The organism is Plantactinospora endophytica, assembly GCF_016862915.1.
In the GTDB taxonomy this organism is placed as follows: Bacteria; Actinomycetota; Actinomycetes; order Mycobacteriales; family Micromonosporaceae; genus Plantactinospora; species Plantactinospora endophytica.
Map to the genome: position 1 here is coordinate 92,583 of NZ_BONW01000002.1, position 13,788 is coordinate 106,370.

A 13,788-nucleotide genomic window follows, 5' to 3' on the forward strand; every position below is an offset into this window, starting at 1 on the left:
TGACCGCGTTGCCGGGCTGACTGTGCTGGCGGGCTGACCGTGCTGGCGGGCCGACCGCGTTGCCGGGCTGACCGTGCTGGCGGGCCGACCGCGTTTGCCGGGCCGACCGCGCCGGCCGCATCGGTGACCGAGGTCCGCCGGCAAGGTTTCGCTTCGGTCAGGCAACCGCACCCCACGGCCCAGGCGTATTGGCTATGTCCGCCACGGGAGGTCGTAGGTGCCCGACGTCGATGACTTCGACGAGTTCTACCGAGGGAGCCGGCAACGGCTGCTCGGGTACGTCTACCTGTTGACCGGTGACCTGGGAGAAGCCCAGGACGCGGTACAGGAGGCGTACATCCGGGCGTGGCAGCGCTGGTCCCGGGTACGCGACTACGCCGATCCGGAGGCGTGGGTACGGGTGGTGGCCGTACGGGTGGCGATCAGCCGTTGGCGTAGCCTGCGCAGTCGAGCCCGCGCGTACCTGCGGCACGGGGTGCTGGCCGACACGCCGGCCCCCGGCACCGAAACCGTGGAGGTGGTTGCGGCGCTCCGCCAGTTGCCCGAGGAGCAACGTACCGCGATCGCCCTGTACTACCTGCTCGGTCTGCCGGTCGCCGACGTGGCCCGGGAGACCGGCGCGCCCGTCGGCACGGTTAAGGCCCGGCTGGCCCGGGGCCGGGCCGCGCTGGCCGGACTGCTGGCGGTCGTCGATCTGGAAGAGGTGGCCGATGCCTGAGCCGACTCCCTCCCGGCTGCCCGACCCGGAGCCGGGGCAGCTTTCCGAACTCGGGCCCGGCGCGGGGCCGGGGCAACGCTTCGACCTGATGCCGAGCCCGGAGTCGGGGCACGTTGCGGATCCGCTGTCGGGGCGGTCGCCGGATCAGGTGCCCGGTTGGTCGCCGAGCCTCGTCGACCAGGTCGCCCTGGAGGCCGCCTCGGTGTCCTGGCCGGCGCCGCAGGAGATCCGGGCGCGGGCCCGGCGGCGCAACCGGATCCGGTCGGCGGCCGGCACGGTCGCGGTGGTCGTCGCGGTGACGGCCGGGTCGGTCGGCCTCGTCGAGCGGTACGGCGGGCAGCCGGGCCCGGCGGAGGCGCCGGCCCTGTCATCGACACCGAGACCGATACCGACATCAACACCTACAAGTGCGCCGTTCGTGATCCCGCCGTCGGCGCTCGTGCAGCCGGAGGACGTGGGACCGGGACTGGTGGTGGACCGGGTCGACGTCCAGGCGGACGCGCCGGTGGACCTGATCGACCCGAGCGTGGTGATCGACTGCCCCGGATACGGCGCGTACGAGCGCTACGACGGGCTGGCCCGGCTGGTACGACGGCACACCGTGCAGCAGCCGCCGACGGTACCCGACGATCCGCAGACCGGGCAGGCGGTCGTACACGAGAGAGTGTTCCGGCTCGCCCCCGACGCGGCCCCGAGGGTCTTCGCGGACGCCCGTGCCGTTCCCGACCTCTGTGCCCGGTACGTCAGCTCCGGCGTGTTCGAGATCGACGGTCGCCGCCTTCCGGTCGACGCGGAGCACCGCTGGCGGGTACTCGCCGAGGGCTTCGCCGGGGACGAGTCGGTGCTGCTGGAGTGGCAGACCACGATCCGGCGGCAGGACACCGCAGCGGTGGTGGACGGGTCGGCCGGTCGCCTGATCGGGGTCGTCCGGGTTGGAGACCTGGTCGCGGCGGTGGACCGGGTCGACGAGATGCCGGACCCGCAACGCGCCCGGGCACTGACCGTGGGCGCCGCCGGCCGGCTCTGCGAGGTCGCGAACCCGCGCTGCTGACGCCGCCAGCGTCCTCATCGCCAGCGGGTCCGTCGCCGCGTTCCCACCGCCGGGCGTCCCCGTCGATGGCGTTCCCGTCACCGGCCGAGAGGCAGGCCGAGTGTGCGGGTCAGAGCGGGATGTTGCCGTGCTTCTTGGGCGGCAGCGTCTCCCGCTTGGTGCGGAGGATCCGGAGCGCCCGGACGATCTGGCTCCGAGTCTCCGCCGGCCGGATCACCGAGTCGACGTAGCCGCGTTCGGCCGCGATGTAGGGGTTGGCGAGGGTGTCCTCGTACTCCCGGATCTTCTCGGCCCGGACGGCGGCGGGATCGTCGGCGGCGGCCAGCTCACCCCGGTAGAGGATGTTCACCGCGCCCTGCGCGCCCATCACCGCGATCTGCGCGGTCGGCCAGGCGAAGTTCAGGTCCGCGCCGAGGTGTTTGGAACCCATCACGTCGTACGCCCCGCCGTACGCCTTGCGGGTGATCACGGTGACCTTCGGCACGGTGGCCTCGGCGTACGCGTAGATCAGCTTGGCGCCCCGCCGGATGATGCCGTCCCACTCCTGACCGGTGCCGGGCAGGAACCCGGGTACGTCCACAAAGGTGAGTACCGGAATGTTGAACGCGTCGCAGGTGCGGACGAACCGGGCGGCCTTCTCCGACGCGGCGATGTCCAGACAGCCGGCGAAGTGCATCGGCTGGTTCGCCACCACCCCGACCGGGCGGCCCTCCACCCGACCGAAGCCGACCACGATGTTCTGCGCGTAGAGCGGCTGGACCTCCAGGAACTCCCCGTCGTCGACGACGTGCTCGATCACCTGGCGGATGTCGTACGGCTGGTTCGCCGAGTCCGGGATCAGCGTGTCCAACTCCCGGTCGACGTCGGTGACCTCCAACTCGGCCGGCGCGTCGAGGACCGGGGACTCGTCGAGGTTGTTGCTCGGCAGGTACGACAGCAGTGCCTTGACGTAGTCGATCGCGTCGTCCTCGTCGGTGGCCAGGTAGTGCGCGTTGCCGCTCTTGGTGTTGTGGGTACGCGCCCCGCCCAGCTCCTCCATCGCGACGTCCTCGCCGGTCACCGTCTTGATCACGTCCGGCCCGGTGATGAACATGTGCGAGGTCTGGTCGACCATCACGGTGAAGTCGGTGACCGCCGGGGAGTAGACGGCACCGCCCGCGCACGGGCCCATCACCAGGGAGATCTGCGGGATGACGCCGGAGGCCCGGACGTTGCGGAAGAAGATCTCGCCGTACAGGCCGAGGCTGACCACGCCCTCCTGGATCCGGGCGCCACCGGAGTCGTTGATGCCGACCACCGGACAGCCGATCTTCATCGCCAGGTCCATCACCTTGACGATCTTCTCGCCGAACACCTCGCCTAGGGAGCCGCCGAAGACCGTGAAGTCCTGGGCGAAGACGCAGACCTGCCGACCGTCGACGGTGCCGTACCCGGTCACCACGCCGTCCCCGTACGGGCGGGTGCGGTCCAGCCCGAAGTTGGTCGACCGGTGCCGGGCCAACTCGTCCAGCTCGACGAAGGAGCCCGGGTCGAGGAGCAACTCGATCCGCTCCCGGGCGGTCTTCTTGCCCCGGCTGTGCTGTTTCTCCACCGCCCGGGCCGAGCCGGCGTGCACCGCCTCGTCCACCCGCCGGTCCAGGTCCGCCAGCCGACCCGCCGTGCTGTGGGGGTCGAGGTCGGTGGTGCTCCGCTGCCCAGTCACGTCCGCGATCGTAACTACGACCGGCACCCAGGCCACCGCCCGGTGGCGGTGCGTGTGCCGCACCACCCGGTCGGGCGGTCGGTGTGGGCGCGGTACCACCCGGTCGGGCGGTCGGCGTGGGTGCCGTACCAGCCGGTTGGGCGGTCGGGTGCTTGGGCCGTACCAACCGTCGGGCGGTCAGTATGTGGGTCCGGCGGGTCGGCGTCCGGCGCGCAGCGGGTAGGCCGGCCCGGCTGCCGCGATGCCCGTACGCTGGCCTGATGCCGGGATCGCCGTACACCGACCTGGACCGCCCCCCGCTCGACGCGCGGCGGCTCCAGCGGGCCCTGATCACGCCGGAGAGCCTCTGGACCCGGCTGGTGCTGCACGGCGAGACCGGGTCCACGAACGCCGACGCGGCCGAGGCGGCCCGGGCCGGAGAGCCGGAGGGGCTGGTCGTGGTCGCCGAGCGGCAGACCGCCGGACGGGGCCGGCGTGGCCGCGCCTGGGAGTCGCCGGCCAGGGCCGGGCTCGCGGTCAGCGTGCTGCTCCGGCCGGGGGTGCCCGACCCGGCCCGGGACTGGCCGGCCGTGCCGCCGACCCGGTACGGCTGGCTGCCCCTGCTGGCCGGTGTCGCGCTGGTGGAGGCGGTGGACCTGCTGGCCGAGCTGGACTCCGCGCTGAAGTGGCCGAACGACCTCCTGGTCCGGCCCGCCGAGCCGACCCACCGAGCCAGCGGCGGCGCGGCCCGCGAGGCGAGCAACGGGACAGGCAGCCGCGCGGGCGACGGGACAGCCGGCAGCGCGGACGCCGGGGCAGTCGGCAGCGCGGGTGCCAGTGCGGCCGCCAGTGCCGGCGACGGGGCAGCCGGCGGGGCGGGTGGCGAGGCGAAGTGTGCCGGCATCCTGGCCGAGGGGGTGACCGGGGCCGGCGGAGCGGCACCGGCGGTGGTGGTCGGGATCGGGGTGAACGTGACGCTGCGCCCTGACGAGCTGCCGGTCAACCCGACCGGGCTGCCCGCCACCTCGCTGCAACTGGCCGGCGCGACGGCCACCGACCGCGACCCGTTGCTCCGGGCTCTGCTGCGCGGCGTCGCCCGCTGGTACGGCCAGTGGCGGGCCGCCGGGGGCGACGCGCTCGCCTGCGGGCTGCACGAGGCGTACGTGCGGAACTGCGCGACCCTCGGCCGCGACGTACGGGTACTGCTGCCGGGCGGCGACGAGCTGCTCGGTACCGCGAGCACGATCGACCCGGACGGGCAACTGGTGCTCGTCACCGCCGACGGGGAGCGCCGGGTCGCCGCCGGAGACGTCCTGCACCTGCGCTGACGGTCGCATGCTCGGAGGCACGTCGGCGGGGAGCGGCGTGTCCGGAAGGGGAGCCGGCCCGCACCCGGAAGTGTTCCGTCGCCGGCTCGGTGGCGTGTCGACGGCGATCCGGTCGCCCCTCGGTAAAGAGTCGATACCGGATACCACGGGGGTAGCCCGCAACCGCTACGGTCACCGCGGACATTCGTGTATGGACGAGGAGGTTGGGGTGGCTTTCCCTGAGGACGTGCTCACCCAGGACGAGCACGTGGTAGCGCACCTGCACCCGCACTGGAAGGCGTTGATCCGACCGGTCGTGGTGGTGATCCTGGCCGTTGCCGCGGTGGTCGCCGGCCTCGTCCTGCTGCCGTCGGGCGGTGCCGGCACCGTGCTCGGCTACGCGATCGCGGCGGTGGCGCTGGTGCTGGTGGTCTGGCTGAGCATCTGGCCGTACCTGGTCTGGCGGACCACGCACTACCTGTTCACCAACGAGCGGGTGCTGTTGCAGCAGGGCGTCTTCTCCCGGGACCGTCGGGACATCCCGCTGGGCCGGATCAACGACCACTCGATGAACCAGAAGTTCATCGAACGCCTGCTCGGCTGCGGCACGCTCACCATCGAGTCGGCCGGCGAGCGCGGCCAGTCGGTGCTTTCGGACATCCCGGGCGTGGAGCGGGTGCAGACGATGCTCTACGAGATCGTCGAGGCGAACCACGACAAGCACTCGCTGGGCGACGGCGAGATGCGCGAGATCATGGCCGACATGGCCGAGGGCAAGCCGCTGCGCGAAGAGGCCAAGCCGGTACGCGAAGAGTCGAAGTGAGCCGCGGAAGGGTCCCTTGCCGACGGTGTCGACCGGGGCAGGGACCCTTCCGGACAGAACGTTCCCGGCCGGAGGATCAGGTCGGCAGCGCCGGGCCACTCCGCCCGGCAGCGACGGGTCGGGTCAGCCCGGCAGCGCCGGGTCGCGCATGACGAACCAGCCGCGGAAGCGGGTACGCAGTACCTCGCGTTCCGGCTGACCCTGGTCGTCCAGCCGGTCCATGCTGGCGGTCAGCGTCACCGTGCCGAAGCCGGGTCGGGCGGTGGAGGGCTTGCTGCCGAGTACGGTCAGCCGGGTCGCCAGCCGGTCACCGGCCCGTACCGGGGCGAGCCAGCGCAGCTCCTCCAGCCCGGGTGACGCGTCCCCGGCGGCCCGGGCCAGCACGTGGTCGACGTACGCCCGCATGAAGAGGCTGACGGTGAAGAACCCGCTGGCGATCAGCCCACCGTGATGGCTGCGTCGGGCCAGCTCCTCGTCGACGTGGTACCACTGCGGGTCGAAGCGCCGGGCGAACTCGACCATCTCCCGACCGTCGACGACGGTGGTGCCGAGGTCGAAGGCGCGGCCGGGGGTCAGGTCCTCGAAGAACAGCTCGGCCGGCGCTCCGGTACCCGAGCGGTTCACGACCGCGCTCAGCGGGCTGACGAACGCCGTGGGGCGGCGTTCAGCTCGGCGGCGAGTTCGGTCTCCAGCGCGGCGCCGATGGTCTCGGCGAACTGGACCTCCAGCGGCTGGGCGGGGCCGGCCGGCGCGTCGGCGGCGGCCCGTACCCCGTTCGTGCCGTTCGTGGCGGCTGTGCCGGCTTTGGCGGCTGAGCCGGCTGTGGTGGCTGTCGCGGCTGTGCCGGTGGCCTCGCGGGTCCGGGTCTCGGAGTGCCGGTCGGCGGTCTCCTCGGCCTCGGTCAGCTCGCTGACCGCCTCGGCGAGTTCGGCCACCGGGTCGAGTTCGGCCAGGAAGTCGCCGTCCGGCTCGCCGTCCCGGGCCGCACCGGTGGTCTTGCCGACCTTCCCCGTCTCGCTGGGGACGAACGGCGTGGTCGGGGACTTCCGGAAGACAAAGGTGCGGTAGGACCAGAACCGGAAGATGGTGGCCAGACCGACACCGACCGTCTTGGCGACGTTGAGCGCCAGCAGGCCGCTGATGCCGAAGCCGTACTTGGCCGCCGCCAGTACGCCCAGCTCGATGAGCAGTCCGGCGCCGTTGAACAGGAAGAACAGGGTGTATTCGCGGCGCATCGCCGATTTCGGCCGGTCCCGGTAGGTCCAGTGCCGATTCATCAGATAGGACGAGACGGTGGCGACGACCGTAGCCACGACGTTCGCCTTCAGTTGCCCGTCGGCGAACACGGTGAGCGCCAGTGCGTTGAACACCGCGTAGTTGATGGCGGCGTTCAAACCCCCGACGGCACCGAATTTCAGCACCTCACGCAGGAACTTCTGCCAGCGCTCGGGCAACAGACGGGCAAAACGCATTCGACCACCTTAGGGCAGATGCGGGCGTGGGGTGCGCCGACCGTACGAGGTGGGTTCGCGGTCACTGCCTCTTGTGACTCTGCGTGATCACGTCGGGTGCGTCGGAGGAAGCCGGACCGACGAAGACGAACCGGCGGTACGACCAGAACCGGAAGAACGTGCCCAGTGCGGCGCCGACGAAGTTGGCCGCGATGTTGTCCGCGACCAGCGACTTGAACACCCCCGGCCAGATGCTGCCGAGCCCGTAGTGGCTGATGGCCAGGCAGGCGAGGCCGATGCCGAGGCCGACGGCGTTGAAGAAGAAGTAGAGCGAGTACTCCCGGGCCATCCCGGAGCGTTCCCGGTGCCGCCAGGTCCAGAACCGGTTGCCGACGAACGCGACGGTCGCGGCGATGACGGTGGAGAACGTCTTCGCGGTGAGGGTTTCCCAGCCGAGGCTCGCGTTGGCGTAGTTGAACAGCGCGAAGTCGACCGCGAACGCGACCCCGCCGACCGTGCCGAACTTGCCCAGCTCATGGATGAGGTGACCGAACCGGTCCAGAAGGGTGCGAATCATGCCGCGCCGTGCGCCCGGCGGGGAGGGCTGTTCGCCGGTCGCGGTCTCGAACACGGCTTGAGCGTACCGGTTGCCGGTGGCGCGTACGGGTCGCAACCGGCGATCTCCCGGGCCGAACGCGGCCGGGATCCGTGTACGCGTCCGGAGGGAAGTGTCGGGTGTGACCATCGGGTCGGGTGGCGTCGATGACTGCTGTGAGGACGTCGTGACGCAATGTCGTTGCCCGGAAGGATTTGCGTGAAACTGCGCGTGGGAGCGGGGAAAGAATCGACTTACGGCAGCGTCCCCGCATCTTGTGCAGTTCTTCACAACCAGTCTCGCTGCCCCGAACGCCGGCTCGGTTTACGCTGACGGAAATCCCAGGCTTTCACAAGGCGACGCGGTCGCCGGTCTGACGGCACCCGCACGCCCTGCAATCGGTCAGCGTCGACCAAAGGAGAACTGTCATGGCCGCTCCGGCTACTATCCGGGGTCTCGATCAAGCTCCGACAAGCCATCCGAAACTACTCGCCTGGGTCAAAGAGGTAGCCGAACTCACCAGCCCTGACCAGGTCGTCTGGGTCGACGGCTCGGACGCGGAATGGCAGCGACTCACGGACGAACTGGTCGACGCCGGCACGCTGGTACGGCTCGATCCGGACCGGAAGCCGAACTCCTTCTGGGGACGTACCGATCCTGGCGATGTGGCCCGGGCCGAGGACCGCACCTTCATCTGCTCTGTGGACGAAGCCGACGCCGGGCCGACGAACAACTGGATGGCCCCGGCCGAGATGAAGCGCGTCATGACGGACCTCTACCGGGGTTCGATGCGCGGACGCACCATGTACGTCATTCCGTTCTGCATGGGTCCGCTCGAGGCGGAACAGCCCATGTTCGGCGTCGAGATCACCGACAGTCCGTACGTCGTCGCGTCGATGCGAATCATGACCCGGATGGGCACGAAGGTGCTGGCCGGGATGGGGGAGAACGCCGACTTCGTACACGCGCTGCACTCGGTCGGCGCGCCGCTGGAGCCGGGCCAGGCGGACGTGGCGTGGCCGTGCAACGACACCAAGTACATCTCGCACTTCCCGGAGACCCGGGAGATCTGGTCCTTCGGCTCCGGCTACGGCGGCAACTCGCTGCTCGGCAAGAAGTGCTACTCGCTGCGGATCGCCAGCGTGATGGCCCGGGACGAGGGCTGGCTGGCCGAGCACATGCTCATCATGAAGCTGACCTCGCCGGAGGGGTCGGTGCACTACATCGCCGGCGCCTTCCCGTCCGCCTGCGGCAAGACCAACCTCGCGATGCTGGAACCGACCATCCCGGGCTGGAAGGTCGAGACCATCGGCGACGACATCGCCTGGATGAAGTTCGGCCCCGACGGCCGGCTCTACGCGGTCAACCCCGAGTACGGGCTCTTCGGCGTGGCGCCGGGCACCGGCTGGAAGACCAACGCCAACGCGATGCGGACGATCGACCTCGGGAACTCCATCTTCACCAACGTCGGACTGACCGACGACGGTGACATCTGGTGGGAGGGGATGAGCGAGCCGCCGGCCCACCTCATCGACTGGAAGGGTCGGGACTGGACGCCGGAGAGCGGCGAGCTCTCGTCGCACGCCAACAGCCGGTTCTGCACCCCGCTGCTCCAGTGCCCGATCGTCGCCGACGAGTTCAACGACCCGAACGGCGTACCGATCGACGCGATCCTGTTCGGCGGGCGGCGCAAGGACACCATCCCGCTCATCACCGAGGCCCGGGACTGGGTGCACGGTGTCTACATGGGAGCGACGCTCTCCTCGGAGACCACCGCCGCCGCCTCCGGCGAGGTCGGCGTCGTCCGCCGGGACCCGATGGCGATGCTGCCGTTCATCGGCTACCACGGCGGGGACTACTTCCGGCACTGGATCGAGATGGGCAAGGGCACCGACGGCGACGAGTCGAAGCTGCCGAAGATCTACTACGTCAACTGGTTCCGGAAGAACGCCGACGGCGAGTTCATCTGGCCCGGCTTCGGCGAGAACTCCCGGGTACTGAAGTGGATCGTCGAGCGGCTGGAGGGCCGGGGCGAGGCGGTCGAGACGCCGATCGGCTTCGTACCGGCGCCGGACGCGCTCGACGTCGACGGGCTGGACATGAGCGCCGAGGACCTGCGCATCGCCACCCGGGTCGACGTGCAGGAGTGGCGCGACGAACTGCCGATGGTGACCGAGTGGTTCGAGAAGTTCGGCGACAAGCTGCCGGGCGTGCTCTGGGCCGAGCTGGACGCGCTGCGGGCCCGGCTCGACGACGAGGCGGTCCGGGTCGGCGTGGACCAGCCCGGCTCGGGCCGGTAGCCGACCACCAGGTCCGGTGGGGGCGCCGCCCGCGCGGGTGTGCGGGTGGCCTGTACCGGGCATCATCGACGGCATGACGACGGCCGCCGCGACGACCACCGTCCGGCGGCCGTCCGCCGTCCGCGCGCTGACCTGGCTGCTCGCCGCGACGGCGGCGGCCACCGTCGTGGTCGACGCGCTCAACTGGTGGTACGCCCCCGAGCGCGGCTTCGGACTGGCGGTACGCAGCGGCTGGGCGCTGCTGCGCACGATCGGCTTCCTGATCCTGATCCGGCACGTCCGGCGGGGCCGGGCCGGTGCCCGCCCGCTCGGGCTGATCCTCGCGGTGACCACGGTCTTCGCGGTCGGCCGGCTGATCGTGCCCCGGGCCGGCGTACCCGCGCTGCCGGGGGTGCTCGGCTTCACGGTGCTGGCCCTGCTCTGCGCCGCCGTCGTCTGGCTGCTCTACCGGTCGCCCGCGCTCCAGGAGCATCTGGTCCGGCATCCGAACCGGTTGGTGATCGACCGGCGGGGCGTCTCCTGGCGGGAGGTCGCCCCGCGCCGGCCGCCGGTCGCCGGCTGGCTGCTCACCGCCCGGGTCTCGGCGTTCACGTACGGGCCGTTGACGCTGGTGCCCTGCCTGGTGGCAATCGGCACGATCATCGACGGGCGGCTGCTCGCGGTGCCTACCGTGGTGCTGTGGTTCGGTATCGGCATCGGAGTCAGCTATGCGGTGCTGTTCAGCACGTTCTTCCTGCTCCGGGGCAAGAGCTGGGCGGCCGGGCTGCTGGTGCTGATCAGCGTCCTGGTGGTCGCCGTCGACCTGGCGTTCTGCTGGCTGCTGCTCGGAGTCGACGGCCTGCTCCGGGACGGGGTGCCGCTGGTGGTCGCCGCCGCGCTGACCCTCTACGCGCTGCACCGGGCCGGCCGGGCGGCCCGGAACGGCACCGGCGCCGAGGCACCCGTCGCCGCCTCGCCGGGCTGAGGTGACCGGCGGTGGAGACCGTCGACGTCGCGGTGGTGGGTGCCGGGCCGGCCGGGGCCAGCGCCGCGCTGGCGGCCCGTCGGGCCGGGGCCCGGGTGCTGCTGCTGGACCGGGCCGACTTTCCCCGGGACAAGGCGTGCGGGGACGGGATCGCGGCACACGCGCTCGACGTACTCGCCGAACTGGGGGTTTCGGACGCGGTGTCCGGGTACCGGGCGGTGCCGGCGCTGCGGCTGGTGGCGCCCGGCGGCGGGAACGTGGCGCGGCGGCTGCCGCGTCCGGCGTACACGGTGCCCCGCCGGGTTTTCGACGCCCGGCTGGTGGCGGCGGCCCGCTCGGCCGGCGCGGAGCTGCGCCGGCACGCGGTCCGGCGGATCGAGTGCGCCGCCGACGGCCTGGTGGTGCTCGACGGTACGCTCGCCGCCCGCGCGGTGGTCGGTGCCGACGGCGCCGGTTCGGTCATCCGGCGAGCGCTGGGGCACGGCGCCAACCCGGACGGCCACCTGGCCCTGGCCATCCGGGGGTACGCCCCGGACGCCACCGCCCCGGACGAGCAGCGGATCGTCACCTCGGCCGCGCACTGGCCCGGCTACGCCTGGTCGTTTCCGATCGGCGACGGCCGGGCGAACGTCGGCTACGGCGAGGTGCTGGCCGGCCGGCCACTGCGCCGGACGGAGCTACTGGACCGGTTGGCCGCGCTGCTTCCCGAGATCGACCCGGCGGCGGTCACCGGGCTGCGGGCGCACCACCTGCCGCTCTCCACCCGCCGCCCGGCGCCGGGCCGGGGCCGAATCGTGCTCGCCGGGGACGCCTTGTCGCTGGTCAACCCGTTCACCGGCGAGGGCATCTTCTACGCGGTCCTCTCCGGGGCGCTGGCCGGAGCAGCCGCCGCGACGGCACCGCAGGCCGCCGCCGACCGGTACGCTGCCGCGCTGCGTACCCGGCTGGGGCGGCACCTGCGGGACAGCTCGGCGGTGGCCTGGCTGGCCCGGCGGGCGCTGGTCGTCGACGGGGTGGTCCGGGCCGCCGACCGGGACGCCCGGGTCTTCCGGGTACTTGTCGAACTGGGCCTCGGTGACGGCCGGCTGGACGCCCGGACATTGACCATGGTCGCCGGCGCGGTGGCCGGCTCGGCCGGGCGGCACTTCCGTCGTCGACTCTGATCGGTACGCTGCAGGGGATGAGTCTGCGCGACCTGATCTACTCGGTGTATGAGCGACGTCTGACGGCAAAGCTCGCCGGTAAGCCCGTGCCGAAGCATGTCGGCGTGATGTGCGACGGCAACCGGCGCTGGGCCAGGGAGATGGGCTACGTCGACCCCAACGACGGGCACCGGGTCGGCGCGGCCAAGATCAAAGATGTGCTGGGCTGGTGTGACCAGGCCGGAATCGGGCACGTCACGCTCTACCTGCTGGCCACCGACAACCTGCGCCGGCCGGCCAGCGAGCTGGATCCGCTGGTCCAGATCATCGAGGACCTGGTGGTCGAGCTGGCCGAGGAGGGCAACCCCTGGCGGCTGCGGATGGTCGGCGCGCTCGACCTGCTGCCGGCGCAGACCGCCATCACGCTCAAGTCGGCCGAGGAGCGCACCCAGGACCGGGTCGGCGGGGCGCAGGTCAACATCGCGGTCGGGTACGGCGGCCGGCGGGAGATCGCCGACGCGGTCCGGTCCCTGCTCTACGAGCACGCGGCGGCCGGCGGCACCATCGAGGAACTCGCCGAGGTGCTCGACGTCGACCACATCGCCGAGCACCTCTACACCCGGGGGCAACCCGATCCCGACCTGGTCATCCGGACCAGCGGCGAGCAGCGGCTCTCCGGCTTCCTGCTCTGGCAGTCGGCGCACTCCGAGTTCTACTTCTGCGAGCTGAACTGGCCGGACTTCCGGCACGTCGACTTCCTCCGCGCCCTCCGCTCGTACGCGAACCGCCAACGCCGCTACGGCGCCTAGCCGGCGCCCGCCCAGCGGGGCGGCGGAGGTCCGGACCGATCCCGCCGCCCTCGACCGGACCGCGCCGGAGCTGCCGTCGCTCGGATCGACGTGGCGCCGTGCGGCGGGTGAGCGGGACGGCTCAGGTGAGCCGGTGCAGGGCCTCGGTGAGGAAGTCGCCGAGCGCCTCGGGGGACTCGATGTTCAGGTCGGCGGCGGTGGAGACCTCGTCGCCGGTCTCCGGGTTGGCCACCGCGACGCAGACGCCGAAGAAGTCCGGATCGACCTCCTCGCGGGCGCGCAGCGCCGCGAACGCCTTGATGTCGGAGACGTCGTCACCGAAATACCACGCGCAGCCGGCGTCCCGGACCGCCTCGTCGATCACCATGCCCTTGTCCCGGTCGACGGGGGGCTTGAGTTCCAGCACCATCCGGCCGACCTGCACCCGCAGGCCGAGCCGGTCGGCCCGCTCCCGGCCCCACCGCTCGACCTCCTCGGCCAGGTGCGGTGCGGTGCGGTAGTGCAGGGCGACGGAGAGCCGCTTGTATTCCACGAGCGTGCCGTCCGGCAGCTCCGCCCGGGCGTGGTCGGCCAGTTCGGCCATGGTGGGTACGAACGGCAGCGCCGCCTCCTCGGTGACGGTCTCGCCGGAGGCGTGCAGGTGCTCCAGCCCGTAGAGCCCGTAGAGGTCCACCCCGGGCGCGCCGGCGAACCGGTCCCGGAGGAACTCCACCGGACGCGCCGAGACGATCGCCACCCGCTGCACCACCTCGGTGAGGGCGGTGATCGCGGCCAGCGCCTTCGGGGCCGGCTCGACGGTCGTCGGATCGTCCCGGACCGGGGCGAGCGTGCCGTCGAAGTCGAAGAAGAGGACACAGCGGTCGGCCCGCTCGGCGGTGGCCCGCCATGCCTGCTCCGCAGTCAGAGGACGGGTCGAGGGCTCGTCCCCCGTGTTGATCGGCCGCACG

12 protein-coding genes and 2 pseudogenes are annotated in these 13,788 nt (G+C 71.8%); 9 read left to right on the plus strand and 5 right to left on the minus strand.

The window, feature by feature from the left end:
* Nucleotides 1-217 precede the first annotated feature (217 nt).
* Nucleotides 218-718, plus strand: a complete 501-nt coding sequence (locus Pen02_RS03345; RefSeq protein WP_203864419.1) for a SigE family RNA polymerase sigma factor — start codon at nucleotides 218-220, stop codon at nucleotides 716-718.
* Nucleotides 711-1,769 carry a hypothetical protein gene (locus Pen02_RS03350; RefSeq protein ID WP_203864420.1) on the plus strand — a complete coding sequence of 353 codons (1,059 nt, stop codon included), beginning with the start codon at nucleotides 711-713 and terminating at the stop codon, nucleotides 1,767-1,769. Before Pen02_RS03345 ends, Pen02_RS03350 begins: the two co-directional genes overlap by 8 nt.
* Nucleotides 1,770-1,878: 109 nt before the next feature.
* Here the strand turns inward: Pen02_RS03350 and Pen02_RS03355 are convergent, their stop codons facing one another.
* Nucleotides 1,879-3,471 (minus strand): acyl-CoA carboxylase subunit beta, encoded by a 1,593-nt coding sequence (locus Pen02_RS03355; RefSeq protein WP_203864421.1) that lies wholly within the window; start codon nucleotides 3,469-3,471, stop codon nucleotides 1,879-1,881.
* Nucleotides 3,472-3,731: 260 nt separating this feature from the next.
* Here Pen02_RS03355 and Pen02_RS43180 point away from each other — a divergent pair.
* The 3 genes and pseudogenes from Pen02_RS43180 to Pen02_RS03365 form a co-directional block, all read left to right on the plus strand.
* Nucleotides 3,732-4,157, plus strand: a pseudogene (locus tag Pen02_RS43180) (biotin--[acetyl-CoA-carboxylase] ligase); the annotation flags it as partial.
* 174 nt (nucleotides 4,158-4,331) lie between these two features.
* Nucleotides 4,332-4,778, plus strand: a pseudogene (locus Pen02_RS43185) (biotin--[acetyl-CoA-carboxylase] ligase); the annotation flags it as partial.
* Between the two features lie 208 nt (nucleotides 4,779-4,986).
* A complete protein-coding gene (locus tag Pen02_RS03365) occupies nucleotides 4,987-5,580 on the plus strand; it encodes a PH domain-containing protein (protein WP_203864423.1) in 594 nt (197 codons plus the stop codon).
* A 123-nt stretch (nucleotides 5,581-5,703) separates the two neighbouring features.
* Here Pen02_RS03365 and Pen02_RS03370 read toward each other — a convergent pair whose 3' ends face one another.
* The 3 genes from Pen02_RS03370 to Pen02_RS03380 all read right to left on the minus strand — a co-directional run bounded on the left by Pen02_RS03370 (nucleotide 5,704) and on the right by Pen02_RS03380 (nucleotide 7,662).
* Nucleotides 5,704-6,204 (minus strand): MaoC/PaaZ C-terminal domain-containing protein, encoded by a 501-nt coding sequence (locus tag Pen02_RS03370; protein ID WP_203864424.1) that lies wholly within the window; start codon nucleotides 6,202-6,204, stop codon nucleotides 5,704-5,706.
* 8 nt (nucleotides 6,205-6,212) lie between these two features.
* Nucleotides 6,213-7,052 carry a GtrA family protein gene (locus Pen02_RS03375; RefSeq protein ID WP_203864425.1) on the minus strand — a complete coding sequence of 280 codons (840 nt, stop codon included), beginning with the start codon at nucleotides 7,050-7,052 and terminating at the stop codon, nucleotides 6,213-6,215.
* A 61-nt stretch (nucleotides 7,053-7,113) separates the two neighbouring features.
* The gene (locus tag Pen02_RS03380) at nucleotides 7,114-7,662 is read right to left on the minus strand and encodes a GtrA family protein (RefSeq protein WP_239140004.1); all 549 of its coding nucleotides are present in this window, start codon (nucleotides 7,660-7,662) and stop codon (nucleotides 7,114-7,116) included.
* Between the two features lie 392 nt (nucleotides 7,663-8,054).
* On the opposite strand from Pen02_RS03380, the gene Pen02_RS03385 reads away from it, so the two are divergent.
* The 4 genes from Pen02_RS03385 to Pen02_RS03400 all read left to right on the plus strand — a co-directional run bounded on the left by Pen02_RS03385 (nucleotide 8,055) and on the right by Pen02_RS03400 (nucleotide 12,841).
* Nucleotides 8,055-9,926 carry a phosphoenolpyruvate carboxykinase (GTP) gene (locus tag Pen02_RS03385; protein WP_203864427.1) on the plus strand — a complete coding sequence of 624 codons (1,872 nt, stop codon included), beginning with the start codon at nucleotides 8,055-8,057 and terminating at the stop codon, nucleotides 9,924-9,926.
* A 73-nt stretch (nucleotides 9,927-9,999) separates the two neighbouring features.
* Nucleotides 10,000-10,890 (plus strand): hypothetical protein, encoded by an 891-nt coding sequence (locus Pen02_RS03390; RefSeq protein WP_203864428.1) that lies wholly within the window; start codon nucleotides 10,000-10,002, stop codon nucleotides 10,888-10,890.
* 11 nt (nucleotides 10,891-10,901) lie between these two features.
* On the plus strand, nucleotides 10,902-12,053 hold the full coding sequence (locus tag Pen02_RS03395; protein ID WP_203864429.1) for a geranylgeranyl reductase family protein: 1,152 nt from the start codon (nucleotides 10,902-10,904) through the stop codon (nucleotides 12,051-12,053).
* Between the two features lie 17 nt (nucleotides 12,054-12,070).
* Entirely contained in the window at nucleotides 12,071-12,841 is a 771-nt protein-coding gene (locus tag Pen02_RS03400; protein ID WP_203864430.1) for an isoprenyl transferase, read from the plus strand.
* A 121-nt stretch (nucleotides 12,842-12,962) separates the two neighbouring features.
* Here Pen02_RS03400 and otsB read toward each other — a convergent pair whose 3' ends face one another.
* The gene (gene otsB, locus Pen02_RS03405) at nucleotides 12,963-13,787 is read right to left on the minus strand and encodes a trehalose-phosphatase (protein ID WP_203864431.1); all 825 of its coding nucleotides are present in this window, start codon (nucleotides 13,785-13,787) and stop codon (nucleotides 12,963-12,965) included.
* Nucleotide 13,788 lies beyond the last annotated feature (1 nt).

Coding starts and splice junctions, on each gene's coding strand:
- Pen02_RS03385 (WP_203864427.1), top strand. CDS start 8,055: ATGGCCGCTCCGGCTACTATCCGGGGTCTCGATCAAGCTCCGACAAGC.
- Pen02_RS03400 (WP_203864430.1), top strand. CDS start 12,071: ATGAGTCTGCGCGACCTGATCTACTCGGTGTATGAGCGACGTCTGACG.
- Pen02_RS03350 (WP_203864420.1), top strand. CDS start 711: ATGCCTGAGCCGACTCCCTCCCGGCTGCCCGACCCGGAGCCGGGGCAG.
- Pen02_RS03375 (WP_203864425.1), bottom strand. CDS start 7,052: ATGCGTTTTGCCCGTCTGTTGCCCGAGCGCTGGCAGAAGTTCCTGCGT.
- Pen02_RS03390 (WP_203864428.1), top strand. CDS start 10,000: ATGACGACGGCCGCCGCGACGACCACCGTCCGGCGGCCGTCCGCCGTC.